The organism is Bacillus cytotoxicus NVH 391-98, assembly GCF_000017425.1.
GTDB classification, from domain to species: Bacteria; Bacillota; Bacilli; order Bacillales; family Bacillaceae_G; genus Bacillus_A; species Bacillus_A cytotoxicus.
The window spans coordinates 2,528,316-2,554,113 of record NC_009674.1 but is presented as its reverse complement, the minus strand read 5'-3'; the positions used below and the strand labels follow the sequence as shown (position 1 = coordinate 2,554,113).

Genomic DNA, 25,798 nt, shown 5'->3' with positions numbered 1-25,798 from the left:
ATATAAAAAGATATACATAATATAGATTTTTATATGTAGCAAGGTATAGTTAGTTATAATAACGCTCAAATTAACAAAGATAAGAAGAGAATATATGGCTCTTTTTGCATAGTTAATGGGAGGGTTTATATGAAAACTCGTATAGTTATATATTTAGCGACATTCTTATTTTGCATTGGACTATTTTCACACTCAGTGTTTGCCAATGATGAGTTGTATGCCGAAATTCAAAAGCAAGCCAAACAACATTTTATTGCTCCGCAAAATGCAGTGATTGATAAGGTTTGGAAAGCGACACCAGGATATAATGGCAAAGAAGTTGATGTAGAAGCATCCTATAAGAATATGAAGAAATCGCAAAAGTTTAATGAAAAACAACTCGTATTTCGAGAAATCTCACCTACTATTCATTTAGAAGACTTAGCTCCTGCTCCTATTTATCGCGGTCATCCACAGAAAAAAATGATTGGATTAACGATAAATGTAGCTTGGGGAAATGAATATGTACCGCGCATATTAGAAACGTTGAAAAAGCACAATGTGAAGGCAACTTTCTTTTTGGAAGGACGCTGGGTGAAAGAGAATGTAAGGTTTGCGAAAATGATTGTAGATGAAAAGCAAGAGATAGGAAATCATTCGTATACGCATCCAGATATGAAAACGTTGTCCGCACATCAAATAAAAGAACAATTACAAAAAACAAATCAAATTATTGAGGCAACGACCAACCAAAAAATTCGATGGTTTGCACCCCCAAGCGGAAGTTTCCGCGATGAAGTTGTAAAGGTGGCTGATGATTTAAAGATGGGAACGATTATGTGGACAGTTGATACGATTGATTGGCAACGACCCGAGCCAGATGTACTTTTGCAAAGAGTGATGCGAAAAATACATCCAGGTGCTATCGTGTTAATGCATCCTACATCTTCGACAGCAGAAGCACTTGATTCGATGATTAGCCAAATGAAAAACAAGGGATATAAGATTGGAAATATTTCAGAATTAATGGATGAAAAACGGATTGATTAAATACATTTGCATGACATTCATGTGCAAACTTGTTATCATTAAATAATAGCGATTATTTAGAGAAACTGGCATTAGGAGGAAGTTTTTTTGATTAAAAAATATACTTGTAAGAATGGTGTAAGAATTGTTATGGAGAATATACCTACTGTGCGTTCAGTTGCAATTGGGATATGGATCCATGCAGGTTCTAGAAATGAAAATGCGAAAAATAATGGGATTTCACACTTTTTGGAGCACATGTTCTTTAAAGGTACAAAGACACGTAGTGCGAAAGAGATTGCGGAATCATTTGACAGTATCGGCGGTCAAGTAAATGCATTTACATCCAAAGAATACACATGCTATTATACAAAAGTGCTTGATGAGCACGCAAAATATGCGCTTGATGTGTTAGCGGATATGTTTTTTAACTCAACATTTGATGAGGCTGAATTGAAAAAAGAGAAGAAGGTTGTATTTGAAGAAATTAAAATGTACGAAGATACACCAGATGATATTGTACATGACATATTAACGAAAGCAACATACGAAACGCATCCACTTGGATATCCAATTTTGGGAACGGAAGAAACGCTTGAAACATTTACAGGAGACACGTTGCGACAATACATTAAAGATCATTACACACCTGAAAATGTTGTTGTATCAATTGCTGGAAATATTGATGAAACGTTTGTACAAACGGTAGAACAATACTTTGGTAATTATGAGGGAACAACAAATCGTGAGCAAGTACATAGCCCAATTTTCCATTTCAATAAAGTCGCTCGCAAGAAAGAAACAGAACAAGCGCATTTATGTTTAGGATTTAAAGGATTACAAATGGGGCATGACGATATTTATAACTTGATTGTGCTCAATAATATTTTAGGTGGTAGCATGAGCAGTCGCTTATTCCAAGAAGTACGGGAACAACGCGGTCTAGCATACTCTGTATTCTCATATCATTCTTCTTACGAAGATACGGGAATGCTAACTATTTATGGTGGTACAGGAAGTCAACAATTAGATACATTGTATGACACAATACAAGAAACATTAGACACATTGAAAAATACAGGTATTACAGAAAAAGAACTTGTGAATAGTAAAGAGCAGCTAAAAGGGAATTTAATGTTAAGTTTAGAGAGTACGAATAGTCGTATGAGTCGCAATGGTAAAAATGAATTGCTTCTAAGAAAACATCGCTCTCTTGATGAAATTATCGAAAGCATTAACAACGTGACAAAACCAAATGTTGATGCATTGATTCGTGATATATTTACAAATGAATTTTCAGCAGCACTAATTAGTCCAAATGGTGAGTTACCAAAAAGTATGAAATAAGCAAAAAAAACTGTATCTCGTGAATGCGAGATACAGTTTTTTTGTTTTCGGCAATCAAATTTCTGTTATTTTTTGTACATATATAGAATAGGGTACTTATTATAGAACGTTATCTTGCCAAAAATGAAGGAGGAGAAAATGGTGCGGTTAAGTGAATTAAGCGGAAAAGAAATTGTCGACTTAGAACGAGCGGAGAAGATGGGAGTATTAGGGCATGCGGATTTAGAAATTAATGAGAAAGATGGAAAGATTCAAGCTCTCATTATTCCTGTTGGAAAGTGGGGCGGTTTTAAAAGGGAGCAACAGGAAGTTAGAGTAGAATGGAGCAGAATTAAGAAGGTAGGCCACGATATGATTATATTTGATTTAGCAAATCATCCGAAATCAAAGTAAAAGATAGCCAATTTGGTTATCTTTTTTTATTTCTTCACAATTTAGTAGAAAGATGATGGAAGTTTAGCGATAAAGTGAAATTTTAAACAGTGGGGGCTTCACCCAACTGATTACGAACCCTCACCAATCGGGCTGTTATTGTCTTAAACCAGCGGGATAAAAGTAAGGGATTGCAGATGCACTGTAGAGACTATTCATGCACGCTTTCTGTTTTTCAATCACCTCTAACTCGTACGGTACATATGATGTGGAGAAAAAAGAAAAAATAGGCGTTTTTCTTATAAATGAAAGAAAAAGAAGGTGAATTAGAGAATGTTGACTGAGATGCACATTGCTGTCATAGGAGGAGATGCAAGACAGCTAGAGGTAATTCGCAAGTTGGTCGAACTTGATGCGAAACTTTCATTGATAGGATTTGATCAATTAGATCATGGCTTCACTGGGGCAGCAAAAGAGACTATGCAAGATCTAGATTTCACTTCTTTAGATGCGATTATTTTACCGGTAGCAGGAACCAATGCAAAAGGAGAAGTTGATACGATCTTTTCTAATGAAAAAGTTTCAATCACTAAGGAACAAGTTGAAAAAACACCAGAAAACTTTACTATATATTCAGGAATTGGTACGCCGTACTTGGAAAATCTTGTAGCTACTACCAATCGAAAGCTTGTAAAATTATTTGATCGTGATGATGTGGCTATTTATAATTCTATTCCAACCGTAGAAGGTACCTTAATGATGGTTATTCAGCATACAGATTATACGATTCACGGATCGAATGTTATGGTTTTAGGATTTGGTCGAACGGGAATGAGTGTCGCAAGAGCGTTTCAATCATTAGGAGCACATGTCAAAGTTGGCGCAAGACGTTCAGAACATATCGCTCGTATTACAGAAATGCAGTTTGCTCCTTTTTATATGCAAGATATTGGCAAGGAAGTAAAGAATGTTGACATTGTCATTAATACAGTTCCGCATCTTGTTGTAACAGCTAATGTGATTTCCCGTATGCCAGCACATACATTAATTATTGATTTAGCGTCTAAGCCAGGCGGAACGGATTTTCGTTATGCAGAGAAACGAGGTGTGAAGGCATTATTAGCACCTGGTCTTCCGGGAATTGTTGCTCCAAAAACAGCTGGGCAAATTTTGGCGAATGTTCTTTCTCAGTTATTAAAAGCAGATATGATAGCCAGAGAGGAGAATGAAAAATGAACTTGAAAGGAAAACGAATTGGCTTTGGATTCACAGGCTCCCATTGTACGTATGAAGAAGTGATGCCACATTTAGAAAAGTTAGTTGCAGAAGGAGCCGAAGTAAGACCGGTTGTTTCTTATACTGTGCAATCAACTAATACTAGATTTGGTGAAGGAGCAGAGTGGATTGATAAAATTGAAGAAATAACAGGACATAAAGTAATCAATACAATTGTTGGAGCGGAACCACTTGGTCCGAAGATTCCACTAGACTGTATGGTAATCGCTCCTTTAACAGGAAACTCAATGAGTAAATTTGCAAATGCGATGACAGATTCACCAGTCTTAATGGCAGCGAAAGCTACTCTTAGAAATGGAAAGCCTGTTGTATTAGCTGTATCTACAAATGATGCTCTTGGATTAAATGGTGTCAACCTTATGCGCCTAATGGCAACAAAAAACATATACTTCGTACCATTTGGGCAAGATGCGCCGGAGAAAAAACCAAACTCAATGGTAGCTCGGATGGAATTGCTTGAAAATACAGTACTAGAAGCGTTAGAAGGGAAACAATTGCAGCCAGTTGTTGTAGAAAAATTCAGATATATGAATTAAAAGACGAAAAAAAACAGACAATTTTTTCGGAAACCATCATTCTTATTGCAGAATATGATAAAATTAACGTTATTAAGATTAGAAGGAGATTCTGCTCCTTCTAATTCTAAGTATAGAAGGATTGGTATCTAGAAAGGGGCATAGTGATGGAAAAGCAAAGAACTTTTCATGTCGCTGTAGTTGGAGCAACCGGCGCAGTTGGTGAACAAATGTTAAATACTTTAGAGAAACGAGATTTTCCAATCGGAAAGTTAACGTTACTTTCATCGAAACGATCTGCAGGTAAGAAGCTTGTATTTAAAGGAGAAGAATTCATAGTTCAAGAAGCAACTCCTGAAAGTTTCGAGGGAGTGGATATTGCATTATTTAGTGCTGGTGGATCCGTATCGAAACAACTCGCGCCAGAAGCAGCAAAACGTGGTGCGATTGTTGTTGATAATACAAGTGCATTCCGTATGGCAGAAAATGTGCCGCTTGTTGTACCAGAAGTAAATGAAAATGACTTAAAAGAACATAATGGTATTATTGCAAATCCAAACTGTTCTACAATTCAGATGGTAGTTGCTCTTGAGCCGATTCGTCAGCAGTTTGGATTAAAACGAGTAATTGTTTCCACATACCAAGCTGTATCTGGAGCGGGTGCTGCTGCGATTCAAGAACTTCATGAACAATCACAAGCGATTTTAAATGGTGAAGAAGTAAAAGCAAATGTTTTACCTGTATCAGGTGATAAAAAACATTTCCAAATTGCTTTTAATGCGATTCCACAAATCGACAAGTTTGAAGATAATGGATTTACATTTGAAGAAATGAAAATGATTAATGAAACGAAAAAAATCATGCATATGCCTGAGTTAGAAGTTGCTGCAACATGTGTCCGTTTACCTGTTGTATCAGGTCATTCTGAGTCTGTTTATATCGAAGTAGATCAAGAAGGTGTAACAGTAGAAGACTTGAAGAACCTACTTGCAAGTGCAGAAGGTGTAGTATTACAAGATGATCCAGCAGAACAGCTATATCCAATGCCATCTACTGCAGTTGGTAAAAACGAAGTATTCGTTGGACGTATTCGTAAAGATTTAAATAACGAAAAAGGATTCCATCTTTGGGTCGTATCTGATAACTTATTAAAAGGCGCCGCATGGAACTCTGTTCAAATTGCAGAACGATTAATCAAATTACAATTAGTGTAAACGGCTAAGAGAAGGTGCAAAGATGAAAATTATTGTTCAAAAATTCGGTGGGACATCAGTACGTGATGAAAATGGACGTAAGCATGCACTTCACCATATTAAAAAATCATTAGATGCTGGCTATAAAGTAGTTACGGTTGTATCAGCAATGGGACGAAAAGGCGAGCCATATGCGACAGATACATTATTAAGTCTTGTGAATCAAGAGAAATGCAGTATTTCAAAACGTGAGCAAGATTTATTGTTATCATGTGGAGAATTAATCTCAGCTGTCGTCTTCTCAAATATGCTAAATGAAAATGGAATAAAAGCAGCGGCGCTAAATGGTGCGCAAGCTGGTTTTGTAACGAATGACGACTTTACGAATGCAAAGATTATTGAAATGAATTGCGATCGTATATATGAAGAGTTACAAAATGTAGATGTTATTGTCGTTACAGGATTTCAAGGTCAAACGAAAGCTGGAGATACGACAACGCTTGGACGTGGAGGCAGTGATACATCCGCTTCCGCATTAGGTGTTGCACTTCATGCGGAATATATAGATATATTTACAGATGTAGAAGGGGTAATGACGGCAGATCCACGTATTGTAAAAGATGCACGTCATCTTCAAACTGTAACATACAATGAAATTTGTAACATGGCATATCAAGGGGCAAAAGTTGTTCATCCGCGCGCCGTTGAAATTGCGATGCATGCGAAAGTGCCGCTTCGCGTACGTTCTACGTACTCTGATAGCGAAGGTACGCTTATTGCAGCATATGATGGTGCTACGAAAGGGCGCGATGTAGAGGAACGTCCTGTTACAGGAATTGCTCACGTATCGAATGTGACACAAATTAAAGTGCTTGCGAAAGATGGAGCATATGATTTACAGCAACAAGTTTTTAAAGAGATGGCGAGTGAAGGGATTAGTGTTGATTTAATTAATATTTCCCCAACAGGTGTGGCGTATACAGTGAGCGATCATGTCTCAGGTCGTGCGATTGAATTATTAAGAACACTTGGATATGAACCAATTGTAACGGAACATTGTGCAAAAGTATCCATTGTTGGAGCTGGAATGGCTGGCATTCCAGGGGTTACTGCCAAAATTGTTACTGCATTAGCAGAAAAAGGTATTCAAATTTTACAATCTGCAGATAGCCATACGACGATTTGGGTGCTTGTAAAAGAGACAGATTTAGTAGAGGCTGTAAATGCATTACATAGTGCATTTGAGCTTTCTAAAGAAAAGCAACTGGAACAATAAGGAGTGAGACCATGATAGATTTTGGGACAATTGCAACTGCGATGGTAACGCCGTTTGATAAAAACGGAAATATCGATTTTGCAAAGACAACGAAATTGGTAAATTATTTAATAGATAACGGTACAACTACAATCGTGGTAGGAGGAACAACTGGAGAGTCACCTACATTATCATCAGAAGAAAAAGTAGCGTTATATCGCCATGTCGTATCTGTTGTCGATAAAAGGGTGCCCGTAATCGCTGGAACAGGTAGCAATAATACACATGCTTCTATTGAGCTAACAAAAAAAGCGACAGAAGTTGGTGTCGATGCAGTGATGTTAGTGGCGCCGTATTATAATAAACCAAGTCAAGAAGGAATGTATCAGCATTTTAAAGCGATTGCTGAGAGTACTGAACTTCCGATTATGCTATATAATGTTCCGGGACGATCTATTGTTCAAATTTCTGTTGATACAGTTGTTCGTTTATCAAAAATTCCAAACATCGTTGCAATTAAAGATGCGGGCGGCGATGTATTAACAATGACAGAAATCATTGAAAAAACAGCGGACGATTTTGCTGTATACAGCGGTGATGACGGGTTAACGTTACCAGCTATGGCAGTTGGGGCGAAAGGTATTGTATCTGTTGCTTCTCATGTGATTGGAAAGGAAATGCAAGAAATGATTTCAGCATTCCAATCAGGAGATTTTAAGAAGGCACAAACATTGCATCAATTACTTCTAAGAGTAACAAATGCATTATTTATGGCACCGAGTCCAACACCAGTAAAAACAGCGTTACAAATGGTTGGATTAGATGTAGGATCTGTACGTTTACCGCTTCTTCCACTAACAGAAGAAGAACGAGTAACTTTACAAGAAGTGATACAATCAATCCCGCGTTAATAAAAAATGACCTAGTTTTCAGCTAGGTCATTTTTATTTTGAAACAAAAATTACATTTATAATAAACGTTTCTGAAGAATAATTTTAGGTTCTCCTTTCTCATTCGTATATGTCCCGATAATATCAAAGCCACTTTCTATATTGAGAATGAGCATATTACGCCATTTCTTTTTCGTTTTCGTCTGAACGATAGAATACCCCTTTTCTTTTAATAACTGATGCTGAGCTTTCATTAACTTAGAGTCAATCCTCTGATTTCTATACTGATCAGCAACGCCGCTTAACCAGCTATAAAACATTTCGTTATTCAGTTCATATCCGATTTTATAACCGACTACTTGTTGATTGTGCATAGCTAAATTGATGAGTAACTTTGGTTTATTTTGCATTTGTTTTATTCAATCATTCGAATGATTTCCTCTTGTATCTTTTTATTTGGAAGCGATTCGAAAATGAAATAATCCATGTAAATGGCTCCCCTTTCCTTTTTTATTCCCGTGAGATGATTGTTTTCCTGCCGAACGTAAAGGAATATTTTATTTGGAATTTGTCTGCTTTCCTCTCTTTCTCACGATTTAACTTGTGTTCCAATTCTTATATCAGTTATAATATGGCTAAGTAGCTTAGTACGGGTATGCTTAGCAAAAGTGGAAAAAAATACAATTCAACGGCATTTTCATATGATATCGCATAAGATATTTGATTTATATAAATGAAAGAGAGGTGAAACCTGGTTTAAAAAATGAAAAAGAACATGATATCGCATAACGGTAAGGACATTCGTCTTGGACGGTGAATATATGGTGGTTGTAGAGTTTCCCTGGTGTCTCTACAATTTTAGTGAAATCAGTGTTTACAAGATTTTTAAACCAGGCAACAACATGAAGAGAAAAGAGATTGATTCTGTAAAGGTATTTGCTCTTGGTGGAGTAGGTGAAATCGGAAAAAATATGTACTGCGTCGAAATTGATTCCGAAATTTTTATCGTCGATGCAGGCTTAATGTTTCCAGGAGATGAGATGTTTGGAATTGATATCGTAATCCCTGATATTACATATTTAATAGAAAATCAAGAGCGAGTAAAAGGTTTATTTATTACACATGGTCATGAAGACCATATTGGTGGAATTGTTTATGTAATGCGTAAGCTTTCCATTCCGGTATATGCAACCAAGTTAACGGTAGGATTAATTCAAGAAAAGCTGAATGAAGCAGGAATGCTTGGTCGTGTAGACTTAAAAACAATTGATTCAAATTCGGAAGTTGAATTTAATACGACAACGGTTTCATTCTTTGGAACAACGCACAGTATTCCTGATTCTGTTGGTGTATGCTTCCATACATCAAAAGGTGCGATTGTATATACAGGAGATTTTAAATTTGATCAAACACCGATTGGTAATAGCGGAGCAGATCTTGGAAAGATGGCAAAAATCGGAAATGAAGGTGTGCTCTGCTTATTATCTGATAGTACGAATGCGGAACGACCTGGTTACACAGGTTCTGAAAAAGAAGTTGGTATGGAAATATCAAAAGTTTTTTATGGCGCAGAAGGACGCATTATTGTTGCTTCTTTTGCATCCAATGTTCACCGTATTCAGCAAGTTTTTGATGCAGCGGCTGAAACAGGACGTAAAGTAGCGGTTGTTGGTCGTAGCATGGTGAAAGTAGTAGATATTGCAAGACGTCTTGGGTATTTAGATGTGCCGGATGGCATGCTTATTTCATTGCAAGAAGTAGAGAACTTCCCGGAGAAGAAAGTGGCAATTTTAACAACAGGTAGCCAAGGTGAACCGATGGCAGCCCTTTCAAGAATGGCAAAGCAATCTCATAAACAAATTTCCATTCGCAAAGGAGATACAGTTATTATTGCAGCATCTCCAATTCCTGGTAATGAAGTGTCGGTATCTAAAATTATCGATTTATTATTTAGAGCCGGTGCGGAAGTTGTCTATTATGGTGAAAGAAAAGTACACGTTTCTGGTCATGGTAGTCAAGAAGAATTAAAATTAATGTTAAATTTAATGAAACCGCAATATTTTATACCCGTACATGGTGAATTCCGTATGCAAAAAGCACATGCGTATTTAGCTGAAGATGTAGGTATTGCAAGAGAAAATATTTTCATTGTCGATAAGGGTGATGTAATTGCTTTTGAAGGTGATGAGGCAAAACCAGCTGGCAAAGTACAAGCAGGTAATGTTCTTATTGATGGATTAGGTGTAGGAGATGTTGGGAACATCGTTCTGCGCGATCGAAAAATGTTATCACAAGATGGTATTTTAGTTGTTGTAGTAACGCTTGGAAAAGAAGAGAAAAAAATAATCTCTGGTCCAGAAATTATTTCACGCGGATTTGTCTATGTTCGTGAATCAGAGGCATTAATTGAAAGATCTACAGACATTGTACGTACAATTGTAGAACAGTCTATTAAAGAATATTCGATTGAATGGTCTATGTTGAAGCAAAACATTCGTGAACTATTAGGACAATTCTTATATGAAGAAACGAAAAGAAAACCAATGATTTTACCGATTATTATGGAAGTGTAAAAGGTCACCTTTACTGGTGACCTTTTTTCTTTTCATCCCTCTCGAATGAAATTTACAACTTAAGAAATAATAGGTGTATACGAGCGAAAGGGGATGCGATATGACAGAGCATGAACGTTATACAAATGAAGAAACGGAAGCTGAACCAAAAGGAGATGCGAAAGAAGCATCAGTAATAGAGAAGATTCAACAGCTAGGTCAAACGAACGTGCCGCAAATGAATGAGTCTAAAATTCATTGTTTGACAATTGTAGGGCAAGTAGAAGGGCATGTTCAATTGCCACCACAAAATAAGACGACGAAATATGAACATATCATTCCGCAAATCGTCGCAATCGAACAAAATCCGAAAATCGAAGGGTTATTATTAATACTGAACACAGTCGGTGGAGATGTTGAAGCGGGACTAGCTATTTCCGAAATGGTAGCATCGCTTTCAAAACCGACAGTATCTCTTGTGTTAGGTGGCGGCCATTCCATCGGTGTCCCAATTGCTGTGTCGACCGATTATTCTTATATTGCAGAAACAGCAACGATGACGATTCATCCAATTCGTTTAACAGGACTTGTCATTGGTGTGCCGCAAACATTTGAGTATTTGGATAAAATGCAAGAACGTGTCATTCGATTTGTAACAAAGCATTCTAAAGTGACAGAAGATCGTTTTAAGGAGCTTATGTTTGCAAAAGGAAATTTAACGCGTGACATTGGAACAAATGTAATTGGTGGCGATGCGGTGAAATACGGCTTAATCGATGATGTGGGAGGAATAGGAGATGCGATTCAAAAATTGAATGCATTGATCGATATGAGAGCGACAGGGAAAAATCAAGATGGGAAGTTGTTACAATGATTTTATACACAATGATGCCGGAACATTTCATTTATCCACCAGATTATTCGCAAAATGAAGGGCAAAAAGTTATTCATGTAAGTGGTGTAGAAATGGTAGTGAACTTAGAAAAAGATCAATCGTATTCGATTGTGCGCCTGCTAAGCACAAATCCAGATCACTACTTACAATATGAGCCAGGACAGAGAATATCCATTTCGTAAAAAGCAGGATTTTATCTAAAGGCTATGGTATAATATAAAAAACAAGACGGTTGAGCAGCCATGAATAGGCTGCTTTCTTCTATTTATGTAGCATTTTACAAGAAGTGTAAAAAATAGAAGAGAAAAAGACCTGAATAAAAGAGAAGCTTTCTCTATTTTTCGTTTACTATTGGTTGAACAAGTCGTGCTTTTACGGAAGGGAACAGTTTGTGCCTATCTTCTTTATTTTTATCTTTTTAGGCGAGAAGACACCCACCTCAAGGAACGTGCAGGGCATAGCCCAATGAGTAGGTGGGTGATGAATCGCCTTCGGATAGGGCGTGGCTTATGCCACGTTAACGATCCGACACACTTAAACCTTTACGAATAAGCTCGTAAACCGCACCTGCAAAACTCGTGATGTAATTTTCTTTTTGGTATTTTTCGATTTCTGCCACTAAATCAGCAGGAAACTTAATTAATTTTGAAATACGTTCCATGCTACTTCACTTCCATTTCAGTATATACTTATGTTTGGTATATAATGAGTATATACTAAAAGGAGGTGAAATCAATGTTAGTTAACAAAGTGTATAAGTTTCGTATCTATCCAAACAAGGGGCAAGAAATTCTAATTGCAAAAACAATCGGTTGTTCACGTTTTGTATTCAATCATTTTTTAGTACAATGGAATGACGCATACAAAGAGACAGGCAAAGGATTAACTTATAACACTTGCTCTTCTCAATTAACACAACTAAAGAAAGAATTAGTTTGGTTAAAAGAAGTAGACAGCACATCACTGCAATCATCACTCAAAAACCTTGCTGATTCGTATACTCGATTCTTCAAGAAACAAAACAAAGCACCGCGTTTCAAGTCTAAAAAGAATAAAGTGCAATCCTACACGACAAAGCATACGAATGGAAATATTGCGATTGCGGGTAACAAAATCAAGTTACCTAAACTTGGATTAGTTAAGTTTGCGAAAAGTCGTGAAGTAGAAGGACGTATTCTTCATGCTACAATGAGACGAAATCCAAGTGGCAAGTATTTTGTTTCGATTCTTGCTGAAACAAACGTTCAAGGACTTCCTAAAACTGGGTCGTCTGTTGGTGTGGATGTGGGTCTGAAAGATTTTGCGATTCTTTCAACGGGAGAAGTATTTAGCAATCCTAAATGGTTTCGCCAACTGGAAGAAAAATTAGCGAAAGCACAGCGTGTTCTTTCCAGACGACAGGAATTGGCATTAAAACGAAAATGTAAACTGGATGAAGCAAAAAACTATCAAAAGCAAAAACGTAAAGTAGCTCGCATCCATGAGAACATCACGAATGCAAGAACAGACTATTTGCAAAAAATCTCTACTTATATTGTCAAAAACCACGACATCATTGGTATGGAAGATTTGCAAGTGTCAAATATGTTGAAGAATCATAAGTTAGCTAAAGCCATTAGTGAAGTGAGTTGGTCGCAATTCAGAACGATGTTAGCGTACAAGGCAAGATGGTACGGTAAACAAGTAGTTACTGTATCTAAAACATTTGCAAGTTCTCAATTGTGTTCAGTTTGTGGCTACCAAAATAAAGACGTTAAGAATCTTAAACTTAGAGAATGGACTTGCCCTAAATGTAATAGTCATCACGATAGAGATATTAACGCAGGACAAAATCTTAAAAATGAAGCAATAAGACTTCTAACCGTAGGGACTACGGGGATAGCCTAATCAATAACTAACCGTTAGGTTGGTGTTCTTAGGAATCTCCCACTTCAAACAGCTCGTAAGAGTGTTAAGTGGGGGTAGTTCAAAAAAGTGTTATTGCTACAAAATAGCGGACGAAACGTTACATTTAATTTTTAGAACACGGGGTGAAAAAATGGCAAAACAAAAGCAAAGAGGGACGAAATCAAAGGCAAGACGTACGATAAAACCAACTTTGTACTATGAAATCGTCGGATTGACTCTTTTTGCACTTTCAATCATTACAATTTTACAACTAGGGATTGTAGGGAAATCGTTTGTGTTATTTTTTCGCTTTTTCTTTGGTGAATGGTACATAATTGGTGTATTAGGAGTGATTGCGTTATCCATTGCGTTTGTCATTAGGCGTGGATGGCCCAACCTTCTTCATAAACGACTAATCGGTATTTATTTGATTGTATTAGCGATATTAATGTTTAGTCACATTACATTATTTAATCTGCTTACAAAGGACGGAGCGGTAGAAAATACATCTGTTATTGTTAGTACAAAAGACTTGTTCTTTCTTGAGATGAAAAAGAGTCCAGGCACGATTCATTTAGGTGGCGGTATGTTTGGAGCTCTCATGTTTGCAACATGTTATTTCTTATTTGATGAAGTAGGAGCTTATCTAATTGGAATTATTCTTGTTATTCTTGGTATACTCTGTATTACAAATAAACATATTGGTGAAATATTAGCTCCGGTAGGGAGAATAGTAAGAAGTCAATTTCAGGTCATGCAAGGAGATTATAAAGAGTGGAAATCGAAGCGTGCAGCTGAACAAACTGAAAAGAAAAAAAGAGAAAGACGCACGAGAAATGAGAGTTCTGAATCCCGCGAAGAGATTGCCGAGCCTATAGAAGAAATAACCATAGATCCGCCAATTATTTCGAATTTCTCAGAGAATTATCCAATTCATGAAGAACAGGATTTGCCGAAAGAAACAGGAATGGATAACCCTATTTCAGATATTGAGGAAGTGCAAAATACACCAGAAGAAAAAACGAAAAAGAAACGTGGCGAGAAGATTGTTGAATCGTTAGAAGGAGATACAAAAGCGCCGCCGATGCAATTTTCAAATGTAGAAAATAAAGATTATGAACTTCCTACTATCGATATATTGAAGTTTCCAAAGAATAAGCAAGTGACAAATGAAAATGAAAAAATCTATGAGAATGCTCGTAAGCTTGAACGAACTTTCCAAAGTTTTGGAGTGAAAGCGAAAGTAACGAAAGTACATAAAGGGCCCGCAGTTACAAAGTATGAAGTGTATCCTGATATGGGTGTGAAAGTGAGTAAAATTGTTAGTTTAAGTGATGATTTAGCGCTTGCTTTAGCAGCGAAAGATATTCGAATTGAAGCGCCAATTCCCGGGAAATCAGCCGTAGGAATTGAGGTTCCAAATTCAGAAGTTTCGGTGGTTACACTTAGAGAGGTGCTAGATTCAAAGGCGAATAATCATCCGGAGGAAAAATTATTAATCGGTCTGGGACGCGATATTACAGGTGAAGCTGTCTTAGCACGTTTAAATAAGATGCCGCATTTATTGGTAGCTGGAGCGACTGGTAGCGGAAAAAGTGTATGTATTAATGGGATTATTGTTAGTATTTTAATGCGTGCTAAACCGCACGAAGTAAAGTTAATGATGATTGATCCGAAGATGGTAGAGTTAAATGTATACAATGGTGTTCCGCATTTATTAACACCTGTAGTGACAGATCCGAAGAAAGCTTCACAAGCTTTGAAAAAAGTTGTTAGTGAGATGGAGCGTCGCTATGAATTGTTTGCACATAGTGGAACGCGTAATATCGAAGGATATAATGAGTATATTAGACATCATAATGAGCAATCAGAAGCGAAGCAACAAGAACTTCCATATATTGTTGTAATTGTGGACGAGTTGGCTGATTTAATGATGGTCGCGTCTTCGGATGTCGAAGATGCAATTATGCGATTAGCACAGATGGCTCGTGCGGCAGGCATTCATTTAATTATTGCAACGCAGCGTCCATCGGTTGATGTGATCACAGGGGTTATTAAAGCGAATATTCCATCACGTATTGCTTTTGCTGTATCTTCTCAAACGGATTCTCGAACGATTCTTGATAGCGGTGGTGCAGAGAAATTGTTAGGAAGAGGAGATATGCTCTTTATACCGATTGGTGCGTCAAAACCAATACGTGTACAAGGCGCATTTTTATCAGATGATGAAGTGGAAAGAGTTGTAGAGTATGTGATTGGACAACAAAAAGCACAATATCAAGAAGATATGATTCCGCAAGATGTACCAGAAACAAAACAAGAAGTAGAAGATGAATTATATGATGAAGCAGTACAGCTTGTGGTCGAAATGCAAACTGCTTCTGTTTCGATGTTACAACGACGATTTAGAGTGGGATATACGCGTGCAGCACGTCTGATTGATGCAATGGAAATGAATGGTGTTGTTGGACCGTATGAAGGCAGCAAACCGCGTGAAGTGTTAATTAAAGATATACAAGAACAGAGTTCTTAATAAAAAAGCCTAATTGTTTACAATTAGGCTTTTTTATATAGTGTTTTTATTATATACTATACATAGCACAAAAGAAAGGGCTTACATTTTTGTTAATTTCATAGAATACGAATACTTTTGGTTTCATTTTACTAAATGTTCGATATTTACTGCGGAAAAGTGTTGAATTTTGTTGACACATATGGGGGCAAGTGGTAAGATTACTTCGAAAAGAATCACTGCCTCATATAATCTTGGAAATAAGGTCCATAAGTTTCTACCTAGCAACCATGAATTGCTAGACTATGAGGGGAGAAGTGTGTAACAAAGGATGTAAGAGGAATCTTTGTGCCGAACTTTTTCTCTAGATGAGGAATGTTTATGGTACAAAGTTTTTTTTATATATTAAAGATGAAAAATTTCGTCTTAAAAAACTATTAATATTTATTCGACAAATTATAATATCGAGAGAAAAAGAGAAAAGAAGTCTTACATCAGAGGTCGAATAATTGAATGGGGGGAGTCTTGTGTCGGTTAAATCTGATAGTCGGCATTTATATTTGCGAGTGATTGATCATATTAAAGAGAAAATCAAAAGTGGAGCATATAAAGAAAAGCAAAAGTTACCTTCTGAGTTTGATTTAGCAAAGGAACTAGGTGTAAGTAGAGCCACTTTGCGTGAAGCGCTCCGTATTTTGGAAGAAGAAAATGTCGTCATTCGTAGACATGGCGTAGGAACGTTTGTGAATGCAAAGCCGTTGTTCTCTTCTGGAATCGAACAACTTTCCAGTATTACCGATATGATTGCTAGTGCTGGAAAAACACCGGGGACTATTTTTTTATCATCATCTACTACAAGTTTAACAGAAGAAGAAAAAGAAAAGTTTCATAGTGAAGAAGGTTTCGAAGCAGTTATGATTGAACGTGTTCGTACAGCAGATGGGGAACCTGTTGTATACTGTGTTGATAAATTATCAAAAGAAATATTGTCGGATTTATCAGATTATAATGAGGAGTCGTTGCTTACTGTTATACATAATAACACGCATAAGCGCGTAACATATGCAGTTGCTCATATTGAACCGATTGGATATCATCCGAAAATATCACCAATCTTGCAGTGTGAACCAGAAACGGCATTACTGATTTTAAAACAAATGCATTACGATCAAAATGATGAACCAATTTTGTATTCTATTAATTATTTTAGAGCAGATAAATTTAGCTTCCATGTATTACGAAAACGTATGTAAATCGGTTCCTTTTTAGGGAGGTGACAGCAAGAAGGAAGGGACAACAGCATAAATAGTAAATAGAAATATACATCATTTTAGGAGGGGGTTCTAGTATGAAGAAAAAAGCAGGTCTTTTATTATCATTAACGTTAGCAGCGAGTACAGTGTTAGGGGCATGTGGTAACTCAGACAAAGCAAGTAGTGACAAGAAGGATAGTAAGGGTTTTAAAGTTGGTATGGTTACCGATATTGGTGGGGTTGATGATAAATCCTTTAACCAATCAGCGTGGGAAGGATTAACAAAGTTCGGTAAAGATAATGATTTGAAAAAAAATGAAGGCTATCGTTATCTTCAATCAAGTAAAGACTCAGATTATATTCCAAACTTAACAAAGTTTGCGAAAGGAAATTATAATGTAACATTTGGTATTGGATATTTAATGGAAGACTCTATTGAAAAAGTAGCAGATCAATATCCGAAAAAACAATTTGCCATTGTAGACGCTGTTGTGGAAAAACCAAATGTAACAAGTATTACATTTAAAGACCATGAAGGATCTTTCCTTGTTGGGGTTGCGGCGGCGATGACGACAAAATCTAATAAAGTGGGCTTTGTCGGCGGAGTAAAGAGTCCATTAATTAGCAAGTTTGAATCGGGATTTAAAGCTGGAGTGAAAGCAGTAAATCCAAACATTGAAATCGTTGCACAATATGCAGATGCCTTTGATAAACCAGAAAAAGGATCTGTATTAGCATCAGCAATGTATGGTCAAGGTGTAGACGTAATTTATCACGCATCTGGTGCAACGGGTAATGGTGTATTTACAGAAGCGAAAAACCGTAAGAAAAAAGGTGAAAATGTTTGGGTAATTGGTGTTGACCGTGACCAAAATCAAGAAGGTATGCCTGAAAATGTAACGTTGACGTCTATGGTAAAACGTGTTGACGTTGCAGTAGCAAAAGTAGCGCAAGAAGCAAAAGATGGAAAATTAAAAGGTGGTAAAATAGAAGAATTCGGTTTGAAAGATGATGGTATTGGTATTGCGAAGACAACTGACAATGTGAAAAAAGCAAATCCAGAAATCTTAACAAAAATAGAAGAGTTTGAGAAGAAAATTACAGCTGGTGAAATTAAAGTACCTGCAACTGATGATGAGTACAAAGAGTATGAGGCTTCTCTAACGAAATAATGATAGAGAAATAGCAAAGGTTAGTTCGTAGAACTAACCTTTGTATCTACCGAATCATTTTTCATAGAGTGTAATTGGGGGGATTGTTCCCTGCTAAAAGGAGGAACACAATGGAATACGTAATTGAGATGAACAATATTACAAAAGTATTCCCAGGCATTGTGGCGAATGATGATATTACGCTGCAAGTAAAACAGGGAGAAATACACGCTTTGCTCGGGGAAAATGGAGCAGGGAAATCAACGCTAATGAATGTTCTTTTTGGACTGTACCAGCCAGAGCAAGGAGAAATTAAAATTAAAGGGAAGCCTGTAAAAATTACAAATCCTAATATTGCGAATAATTTTGGAATTGGCATGGTTCACCAACATTTTATGCTTGTTCACAATTTTACCGTTACAGAGAATATTATTCTTGGAAATGAACCGAAGAAAAAAGGGAAAATTGCAGTTGATGAAGCGGCAGAAGAAATTAAAAAGTTATCTGAACAATACGGTCTAGCGGTAGACCCGTATGCGAAAATTGAAGATATTTCAGTTGGGATGCAGCAGCGGGTTGAAATTTTAAAGACGCTTTATCGAGGAGCTGAAATTTTAATATTTGATGAACCAACAGCAGTATTAACTCCTCAGGAAATTCATGAGCTGATTCAAATTATGAAAAAACTTGTACAAGAAGGAAAATCTATTATTCTAATTACTCATAAATTAAAAGAAATTATGGAAGTTTGTGATCGTTGTACGATTATTCGAAAAGGAAAAGGAATCGGTACAGTTGACGTTGCAAATACAGATGAACATAAACTTGCGGAACTAATGGTTGGACGTCAAGTGAATTTTAAAACAGAAAAATTAGACGCAAAACCTGAGAAAGATGTACTTTCGATTGCGAACCTTGTTGTTCGTGATGCACGTCAATTACCTGCTGTAAAAGGCCTTGACTTAACTGTTCGTGCAGGAGAAATTGTTGGTATTGCAGGAATTGATGGGAATGGACAAAGTGAATTAATAGAGGCGATTACTGGTTTACGAAAAGTTGAGTCAGGTTCTATTGCAATGAATGGGAAAGAGATAACGAATTGGCCTGTGAGACGAATTACAGAAGAGGGAATTGGTCATATTCCAGAAGACCGTCATAAACATGGACTCGTCTTGGATTTTTCCGTAAGAGATAATATTGTTTTACAAACATATTATAAAAACCCGTTTTCGAAAAAAGGTTTTTTAAATTTTAATACTATTACAAAAAAAGCGAAAGAGCTTATTGCGCAGTTTGATGTGCGTACACCGAGTGAATATACATTGGCTCGGGCGCTATCTGGTGGGAATCAGCAAAAAGCCATTATTGCTCGTGAGGTCGATCGCAATCCGGACTTATTAATTGCGGCACAGCCAACGCGTGGTCTTGATGTAGGGGCAATTGAATTTATTCATAAAAAATTAATCGAGCAAAGAGATAAAGGGAAAGCGGTCCTACTTGTGTCTTTAGAGCTTGACGAAATTTTAAATGTAAGTGACCGTGTGGCTGTTATTTATGAAGGGAAAATTGTTGCAATTGTTGATGCAAAAGCAACGGATGAACAAGAGTTAGGTCTTTTAATGGCTGGTGGAACAGGGGAAGAGAAGGTGAGTACAAATGGCTAAAAATTTTTTAACGGAGCGAACGATTAATATTTTAGTACCTGTGTTATCTGTTCTTTTTGGTTTGCTTGTAGGAGCCATTGTTATGATAGTGAGCGGATATGATCCGATTGTTGGGTATGCAGCATTGTGGGAAGGAATGGTTGGAAACCCGCAAGCTATAGGTGAAACACTTCGTACGATGATCCCTCTTGTGTTAGCTGGTCTTTCCGTTGCCTTTGCATTCCGTACAGGTCTATTTAATATCGGAGTAGAGGGGCAATTGTTAGTCGGATGGCTTGCAGCAGTTTGGTTCGGTTATGCAGTGTCATTACCAGCATTCTTGCATATTCCGCTATCTATTTTAATTGCAGCAATCGTTGGTGGTTTATGGGGATTTATTCCAGGGTACTTAAAAGGGAAATTTAAAGTAAATGAAGTGATTGTAACCATTATGATGAACTATATTGCACTGTATGTGACATATGACCTCATTAAACGTTTTTTACATGAAGCGAATGAAAAATCATATGATATTCAGCCAAGTGCATCGTTAGCGTCTGAATGGCTTTCTTCTTTAACGGAAGGATCACGTCTGCACTGGGGGATTCTTGTTGCGATTCTCATTGCGATTCTCATGTGGTTCTTATTAGATCGAACAACGTTAGGTTATGAATTAAAATCAGTTGGATTTAATCAACATGCTTCGCAATATGCTGGTATGAAAGTTTCTCGTAATGTCATTTTATCGATGACAATTGCAGGTGCCTTTGCAGGTATTGGTGGAGCGATGGAAGGGCTTGGAACCTTTCAAAATATGACAGCGATGACCTCGTTTACTGGAATTGGATTTGACGGAATTGCAGTCGCTCTTCTTGGTAGCAATAACCCATTTGGTATCTTGCTTGCAGCTTTATTATTTGGTGGTTTGAAAAGTGCAGCGCCGCAAATGAACTTTGAAGCAGATGTGCCATCTGAATTAATCAATGTCATTATTGCATGTATTATTTTCTTTGTTGCTTGTAGCTATGTTTTACGCTGGGCACTGACACGCATGAGCAAGGAGGGGAAATAAATGAACTTCTTAGATATTTTAGCCATTCTTGTGACAGGTACATTATATACAGCGGCCCCACTTATTTTTACAGCGCTTGGTGGAGTGTTCAGTGAACGTTCTGGAGTTGTAAACATCGCATTAGAAGGGTTAATGTTATTTGGTGCATTTATTGGTGTTGTGACAACTTTATTAATGGGAGATACATGGGGTACGATGACCCCTTGGATTGCACTTGTTTTTGCAGCAATTGGCGGTGGGATATTTGCACTTCTTCACGCCGTTGCTTCCATTACATTTCGTGCGGACCAAGTTGTTAGTGGAGTAGCAATCAACTTTTTAGCGCTTGGTTTGACTGTTTTTGCGATTAAGAAAATTTTCGGTAAAGGTCAAACTGATTTTATTCAATATCGTATTGAAAAAATCGACGTTCCGGGGCTTTCAGACGTTCCTGTTATTGGAAAAATATTTTTCTCCAGTGTACCCGTAACATCGTATATTGCTATTATTTTAGCTTTTATTGTTTGGTATATTATTTATAAAACGCCGTTTGGTCTTCGTCTTCGCGCAGTTGGTGAACATCCAATGGCAGCTGATACAATGGGGATTAATGTATATAAAATGCGTTACATTGCCGTTTGTATTTCAGGTATGTTTGCAGGCGTTGGCGGTGCCATCTTTGCCATGTCCATCTCAAATAACTTTTCAGGTGCAACGATTACAGGACAAGGTTTCTTGGCGCTAGCTGCTATGATTTTCGGGAAATGGAATCCGCTTGGGGCGCTAGGAGCGGCTTTGTTCTTCGGGTTTGCACAATCCCTTGGAGTAACGGGAGGAACTATTCCTGTACTGAAAGAAATACCAAGTGTTTTCTTAACCATTTTGCCATATGTGTTTACGATTTTAGCACTAGTGGGTTTTGTTGGACGTTCAGAAGCGCCAAAAGCGCTGGGAACACCATATGAAAAAGGAAAGAGATAATCTTTTCGAAGTTTGAAAAAGCTCGCACATTAGTGCGGGCTTTTTGACATAGAATATGTTTAATATGGAAATGCATACAAGAACTTAAAAGTAAAAAGGAAGAAAAGTTGATTTTTGATTTCTAAAAACTGTATATTGAAGAGGAATATTCCTACATAGGTAAAGGAGGGCTATAAATGAAATTGATGGAACAGCAAATGCATGAGTTAGGTGGTTTACGAGTACATATCATTCCAACAGATAAGTATAAAACAAATACATTTGTATTTCGCTTTAAGGCACCTTTAAATGAAGAAACTGTGACAGAGCGTGCTATTTTGCCTTACGTTTTACAAAGCGCTACCGAGAAATTGCCATCTGTCATTCGTCTTCGCCAATATTTAGAGGAATTATATGGGTCTTCTTTAGCGGTAGATGTAAGTAAAAAAGGTGAGGAGCATATCATATCTATTTACATGGATGTCGCCAATGAGAAATATTTACAAGATGCTCCGCCTCTTTTTGAAAAAGCGCTTTCTATGTTATCTGATATTGTGTTACATCCAGCAACTGAAGGAAAGGGTTTTTTACAGTCTATTGTGGAGAGTGAGAAGCGAGCGCTTCTACAACGAATTGAAGCAACATATGATGATAAAATGCGTTATGCAAATGAACGTCTCATTGAAGAAATGTGTAAAGTCGAACCATATCGATTAAGCTCCAACGGGAAAAAAGAAGATGTTCCGCTCATTACAAGTGAAAAGTTATATCAATATTATCAAAAAGTGTTAGCGGAAGATGAAATGGATCTTTATATTATTGGAGATATTTCAGACAATGCAGCCGAACTCGTTCGTAAATATTTTTCCATTTCACCACGCGTACCGAAAGAAAAAAATGTAATACTTCATAAACGAAATAACGAAGAAAAAGAGGTTGTTGAGAAACAAGAACTAAAACAAAGTAAATTAAATATCGGTTATCGCACATATGTGACCTATCGTGATGAAGATTACTTTGCACTACAATTATTTAACGGTTTATTTGGTGGGTTCTCGCATTCCAAATTGTTTGTGAATGTTCGGGAAAAAAATAGTTTAGCGTATTATGCCGCTTCACGCTTTGAAAGTCATAAAGGCTTGCTCTTTGTTATGTCTGGAATTGAAGGAAAGAATTATGAAAAAGCGGTTGCTATTATTAAAGAGCAGATGAAGGCGATGAAGAATGGTGATTTCTCAGAGGAAGAAATTCAGCAAACAAAAAGTGTAATTCGAAATCAAATTTTAGAAGCGATTGATACACCACGTGGTTTCGTTGAACTATTATACCATGGTATTATTGCGGAACATACACGTCCAGTAGAAGAATGGGTCACGGGAATAGAATCGGTTACGAAAGAAGAAATTGTGAAGGTCGCAAATCAAATTGAGTTAGATACGATTTACTTCTTACATGGAACGGAGGGAGAATAGATGGAGAAGATTGCTTATGATCAATTACAAGAAACGCTTTATTATGAAAAGCTTCCAAATGGATTAGATGTATATATCTTACCGAAGCACGGATTCAATAAAACATTTGCAACGTTTACAACAAAGTACGGCTCTATCGATAATACATTCGTTCCTCTTGGAAAAGAAGAGATGGTTCGGGTGCCAGATGGAATCGCTCATTTCCTTGAACATAAATTGTTTGAAAAAGAGGATCATGACGCATTTCAGTTGTTTAGTAAGCAAGGAGCATCTGCAAATGCATTTACATCCTTTACAAGAACAGCGTATCTTTTTTCATGTACATCCAATGTGGAACAAAATTTAAATACATTATTAAATTTTGTTCAAGAACCATACTTTTCGGAAAAAACAGTGGAAAAAGAAAAAGGCATTATTGGTCAAGAAATTCAAATGTATCAAGATAACCCAGATTGGCGTTTATACTTTGGGTTAATTGATAGTCTATTTGTGAAACATCCGATTAAAATTGATATCGCTGGAACAATTGAATCGATAAGCAAAATTACGAAAGATTTATTGTATGAATGCTATGAAACATTTTATCATCCAAGTAATATGCTTTTATTTGTTGTTGGAGCTGTTGATCCAGAAAAGACAATCGCATTAGTACGAGAGAATCAAGCAAAAAAAGATTATCAAAATCAGCCAGAAATTATTCGTTCATTTGAAAGTGAACCAGAAGAGGTAAATGAGAAAAAGAAAATTATTTCGATGTCTGTTCAAACGCCAAAATGTTTAGTAGGAATTAAAGCAGTAGGGCTAAAAGAAAAAGGTGAGGCGCTTTTAAAACAAGAAATTGCACTGACGTTACTTTTAGATTACTTATTTGGAAAAGGATCAGCTCATTATGAGTCTTTATATAATGAAGGGCTCATTGACGAAACATTTTCTTATGATTATACAGAAGAGAGTAATTTTGGGTTTGCGATGGTTGGAGGCGATACAAAACAGCCAGATGAATTAGCAGATCGATTGAAAGCCATTTTGTTGCAAATAGATTATAATAAGATTGATGCAAATACATTAGAACGTGTAAAGAAAAAGAAAATTGGAGGATTTTTACGCTCTCTTAATTCACCTGAATATATTGCAAATCAATTTACAAGATATGCATTTAATGAAACGAGTTTATTTGATGCATTATCTACTTTAGAAGGCATAACAGTTCAAGATTTACAAAGTGCAGCAAAAGAATTTTTAGTGGAAGACAGAATGAGTATTTGCCAAGTATTACCAAAGAAATAACATACAAACATGAGGGATCTGTTGTCTGTTATATAAAAATGAACCCCTTCTTACTTTTTAGTAAAGCTTAAAAAGTAAAGAGGGGTATTTATAATGAAGAGTATGAATAGATGTCTTCGAAGAAAGGATCAAGAAATGAAGAAATATGCGTTAGTGACTGGGGGAAGCGGAGGAATTGGCTTTGCAATTTCAAAGCAGTTAATAGAAGATGGGTATACAGTATATATGCACTACAATAAAAATGAAGAAAAAGTAAAGGAGTTAGAAAAACAAATTGGAGAAGTCATTCCTGTTCAAGCTAACTTAGCCTGTGCGGATGGAGTAGAGAAATTGTGGGCACAGATTGATCATCCGATTGATACGATTGTATACGCAGCGGGAAAAAGTATATTTGGCTTAGTTACTGATGTGACAAATGAACAACTTGATGAAATGATTGCATTGCAAGTGAAGAGTGTGTATAAGCTTATGTCGCTTGCATTGCCACCAATGATACAACGGAGAAAGGGTAGTGTTGTTATTATTTCGTCAATTTGGGGGCAAATTGGAGCTTCTTGCGAAGTATTATATTCCATGGTAAAAGGTGCACAAAATGCATATACAAAAGCTTTAGCGAAAGAAGTGGCTTTAAGTGGAATTCGTGTCAATGCAGTAGCGCCAGGGGCAATTGAAACAGAAATGTTAAGTATATTCTCAGAAGAAGATAAAAATGGAATTGCAGAGGAAATTCCATTGGGACGAATTGGTTCCCCAAAAGAGGTGGCAAAAACAGTTTCCTTTTTAATATCACCAGGAGCTTCTTATATAACAGGTCAAATTATTGGAGTAAATGGTGGATGGTATTGCTAAAAAACATACATAAAAGATAAAAAACTGTGCAAATTAAGTATGATTGTAATACTCAATAGTGGTGAGGTGCTTAATATGTCAGTACTAGATAATTTTGATCAATGGAAAAGCTTTTTAGGAGAGCGTTTAGAGCAGGCGCAAGGAAAGGGTCTAGAGGGCGGTGCTATTTCAGATATGGCATACCGCGTTGGGGATTATCTTGCAAATGAAGTAGAAGCGCGCAATGATCAAGAAAAACTATTAGCAGAGCTTTGGAAAGTGGCAGATGAACAAGAACAACATACAATTGCAAATCTAATGGTAAAGTTGGTACAACAAAAATAAAAAAAGAGAGGAGATTCTCCTCTCTTTTTTTTATGTGGAAAATCCATTGATTTCATTGTACTTTTAACTTCCCTATTAGGGTGAAA

The 25,798-nt window shown here is 36.8% G+C and carries 24 protein-coding genes and 1 riboswitch; of the genes, 22 read left to right on the top strand and 2 right to left on the bottom strand.

All coding sequences use genetic code 11. The features are described from left to right. The first annotated feature begins 129 nt into the window (after positions 1-129). The 8 genes from BCER98_RS12450 (at position 130) to dapA (ending at position 7,897) form a co-directional block, all read left to right on the top strand. Positions 130-1,029, top strand: coding sequence for a polysaccharide deacetylase family protein (locus tag BCER98_RS12450; protein ID WP_012094899.1), 900 nt, complete (start codon positions 130-132; stop codon positions 1,027-1,029). A gap of 87 nt (positions 1,030-1,116) precedes the next feature. Continuing rightward, entirely contained in the window at positions 1,117-2,355 is a 1,239-nt protein-coding gene (locus BCER98_RS12445; protein ID WP_012094898.1) for a M16 family metallopeptidase, read from the top strand. Positions 2,356-2,496: 141 nt separating this feature from the next. After that, a complete protein-coding gene (locus tag BCER98_RS12440) occupies positions 2,497-2,748 on the top strand; it encodes a YlmC/YmxH family sporulation protein (protein WP_041810486.1) in 252 nt (83 codons plus the stop codon). A gap of 312 nt (positions 2,749-3,060) precedes the next feature. Continuing rightward, positions 3,061-3,963 (top strand): dipicolinic acid synthetase subunit A, encoded by a 903-nt coding sequence (gene dpaA, locus BCER98_RS12435; RefSeq protein WP_012094896.1) that lies wholly within the window; start codon positions 3,061-3,063, stop codon positions 3,961-3,963. Next, a complete protein-coding gene (locus BCER98_RS12430; RefSeq protein ID WP_012094895.1) occupies positions 3,960-4,559 on the top strand; it encodes a dipicolinate synthase subunit B in 600 nt (199 codons plus the stop codon). Before dpaA ends, BCER98_RS12430 begins: the two co-directional genes overlap by 4 nt. Positions 4,560-4,705: 146 nt before the next feature. Continuing rightward, positions 4,706-5,752 carry an aspartate-semialdehyde dehydrogenase gene (gene asd / locus BCER98_RS12425; RefSeq protein ID WP_012094894.1) on the top strand — a complete coding sequence of 349 codons (1,047 nt, stop codon included), beginning with the start codon at positions 4,706-4,708 and terminating at the stop codon, positions 5,750-5,752. Between the two features lie 22 nt (positions 5,753-5,774). After that, a complete protein-coding gene (gene dapG / locus BCER98_RS12420) occupies positions 5,775-7,007 on the top strand; it encodes an aspartate kinase (RefSeq protein WP_012094893.1) in 1,233 nt (410 codons plus the stop codon). Positions 7,008-7,018: 11 nt separating this feature from the next. After that, positions 7,019-7,897: a 4-hydroxy-tetrahydrodipicolinate synthase gene (gene dapA / locus BCER98_RS12415; protein ID WP_012094891.1), complete on the top strand. Its 879-nt coding sequence runs from the start codon at positions 7,019-7,021 to the stop codon at positions 7,895-7,897. A gap of 56 nt (positions 7,898-7,953) precedes the next feature. Here the strand turns inward: dapA and BCER98_RS12410 are convergent, their stop codons facing one another. Next, positions 7,954-8,286: a GNAT family N-acetyltransferase gene (locus BCER98_RS12410; protein ID WP_012094890.1), complete on the bottom strand. Its 333-nt coding sequence runs from the start codon at positions 8,284-8,286 to the stop codon at positions 7,954-7,956. 492 nt (positions 8,287-8,778) lie between these two features. Between BCER98_RS12410 and BCER98_RS12405 the strand changes: the two genes are divergently transcribed. The 3 genes from BCER98_RS12405 to BCER98_RS12395 all read left to right on the top strand — a co-directional run bounded on the left by BCER98_RS12405 (position 8,779) and on the right by BCER98_RS12395 (position 11,505). Next, on the top strand, positions 8,779-10,449 hold the full coding sequence (locus BCER98_RS12405) for a ribonuclease J (protein WP_041809900.1): 1,671 nt from the start codon (positions 8,779-8,781) through the stop codon (positions 10,447-10,449). A gap of 100 nt (positions 10,450-10,549) precedes the next feature. Continuing rightward, complete coding sequence (locus tag BCER98_RS12400; RefSeq protein WP_012094888.1) at positions 10,550-11,302, top strand: ClpP family protease; 753 nt, start codon at positions 10,550-10,552, stop codon at positions 11,300-11,302. Next, a complete protein-coding gene (locus tag BCER98_RS12395) occupies positions 11,299-11,505 on the top strand; it encodes a YlzJ-like family protein (protein ID WP_012094887.1) in 207 nt (68 codons plus the stop codon). Before BCER98_RS12400 ends, BCER98_RS12395 begins: the two co-directional genes overlap by 4 nt. A gap of 335 nt (positions 11,506-11,840) precedes the next feature. Here BCER98_RS12395 and BCER98_RS22585 read toward each other — a convergent pair whose 3' ends face one another. Continuing rightward, entirely contained in the window at positions 11,841-11,984 is a 144-nt protein-coding gene (locus tag BCER98_RS22585) for a hypothetical protein (RefSeq protein ID WP_164468621.1), read from the bottom strand. A 74-nt stretch (positions 11,985-12,058) separates the two neighbouring features. Here BCER98_RS22585 and tnpB point away from each other — a divergent pair, with 74 nt between their 5' ends. From tnpB to BCER98_RS12340, 11 genes are all read left to right on the top strand, one after another. After that, positions 12,059-13,210, top strand: coding sequence for an IS200/IS605 family element RNA-guided endonuclease TnpB (tnpB, locus tag BCER98_RS12390; protein WP_012094886.1), 1,152 nt, complete (start codon positions 12,059-12,061; stop codon positions 13,208-13,210). Positions 13,211-13,361: 151 nt separating this feature from the next. Then, the gene (locus BCER98_RS12385; protein ID WP_012094885.1) at positions 13,362-15,743 is read left to right on the top strand and encodes a DNA translocase FtsK; all 2,382 of its coding nucleotides are present in this window, start codon (positions 13,362-13,364) and stop codon (positions 15,741-15,743) included. 203 nt (positions 15,744-15,946) lie between these two features. Continuing rightward, positions 15,947-16,048: riboswitch (purine riboswitch) on the top strand. Between the two features lie 201 nt (positions 16,049-16,249). Next, entirely contained in the window at positions 16,250-16,975 is a 726-nt protein-coding gene (locus BCER98_RS12380) for a GntR family transcriptional regulator (RefSeq protein WP_012094884.1), read from the top strand. A gap of 95 nt (positions 16,976-17,070) precedes the next feature. Further along, positions 17,071-18,147 (top strand): BMP family lipoprotein, encoded by a 1,077-nt coding sequence (locus BCER98_RS12375; RefSeq protein ID WP_012094883.1) that lies wholly within the window; start codon positions 17,071-17,073, stop codon positions 18,145-18,147. Between the two features lie 110 nt (positions 18,148-18,257). Beyond that, entirely contained in the window at positions 18,258-19,790 is a 1,533-nt protein-coding gene (locus BCER98_RS12370; RefSeq protein WP_012094882.1) for an ABC transporter ATP-binding protein, read from the top strand. Beyond that, positions 19,783-20,841 (top strand): ABC transporter permease, encoded by a 1,059-nt coding sequence (locus tag BCER98_RS12365; RefSeq protein ID WP_012094881.1) that lies wholly within the window; start codon positions 19,783-19,785, stop codon positions 20,839-20,841. Before BCER98_RS12370 ends, BCER98_RS12365 begins: the two co-directional genes overlap by 8 nt. Next, a complete protein-coding gene (locus BCER98_RS12360; protein ID WP_012094880.1) occupies positions 20,842-21,801 on the top strand; it encodes an ABC transporter permease in 960 nt (319 codons plus the stop codon). A gap of 176 nt (positions 21,802-21,977) precedes the next feature. Continuing rightward, positions 21,978-23,252, top strand: coding sequence for an EF-P 5-aminopentanol modification-associated protein YfmF (yfmF, locus tag BCER98_RS12355; RefSeq protein ID WP_012094879.1), 1,275 nt, complete (start codon positions 21,978-21,980; stop codon positions 23,250-23,252). After that, positions 23,253-24,539 carry an EF-P 5-aminopentanol modification-associated protein YfmH gene (yfmH, locus tag BCER98_RS12350; protein ID WP_012094878.1) on the top strand — a complete coding sequence of 429 codons (1,287 nt, stop codon included), beginning with the start codon at positions 23,253-23,255 and terminating at the stop codon, positions 24,537-24,539. 135 nt (positions 24,540-24,674) lie between these two features. Further along, the gene (ymfI, locus tag BCER98_RS12345) at positions 24,675-25,388 is read left to right on the top strand and encodes an elongation factor P 5-aminopentanone reductase (RefSeq protein ID WP_041810481.1); all 714 of its coding nucleotides are present in this window, start codon (positions 24,675-24,677) and stop codon (positions 25,386-25,388) included. 75 nt (positions 25,389-25,463) lie between these two features. Further along, positions 25,464-25,712 (top strand): DUF3243 domain-containing protein, encoded by a 249-nt coding sequence (locus BCER98_RS12340; protein ID WP_012094876.1) that lies wholly within the window; start codon positions 25,464-25,466, stop codon positions 25,710-25,712. Positions 25,713-25,798 lie beyond the last annotated feature (86 nt).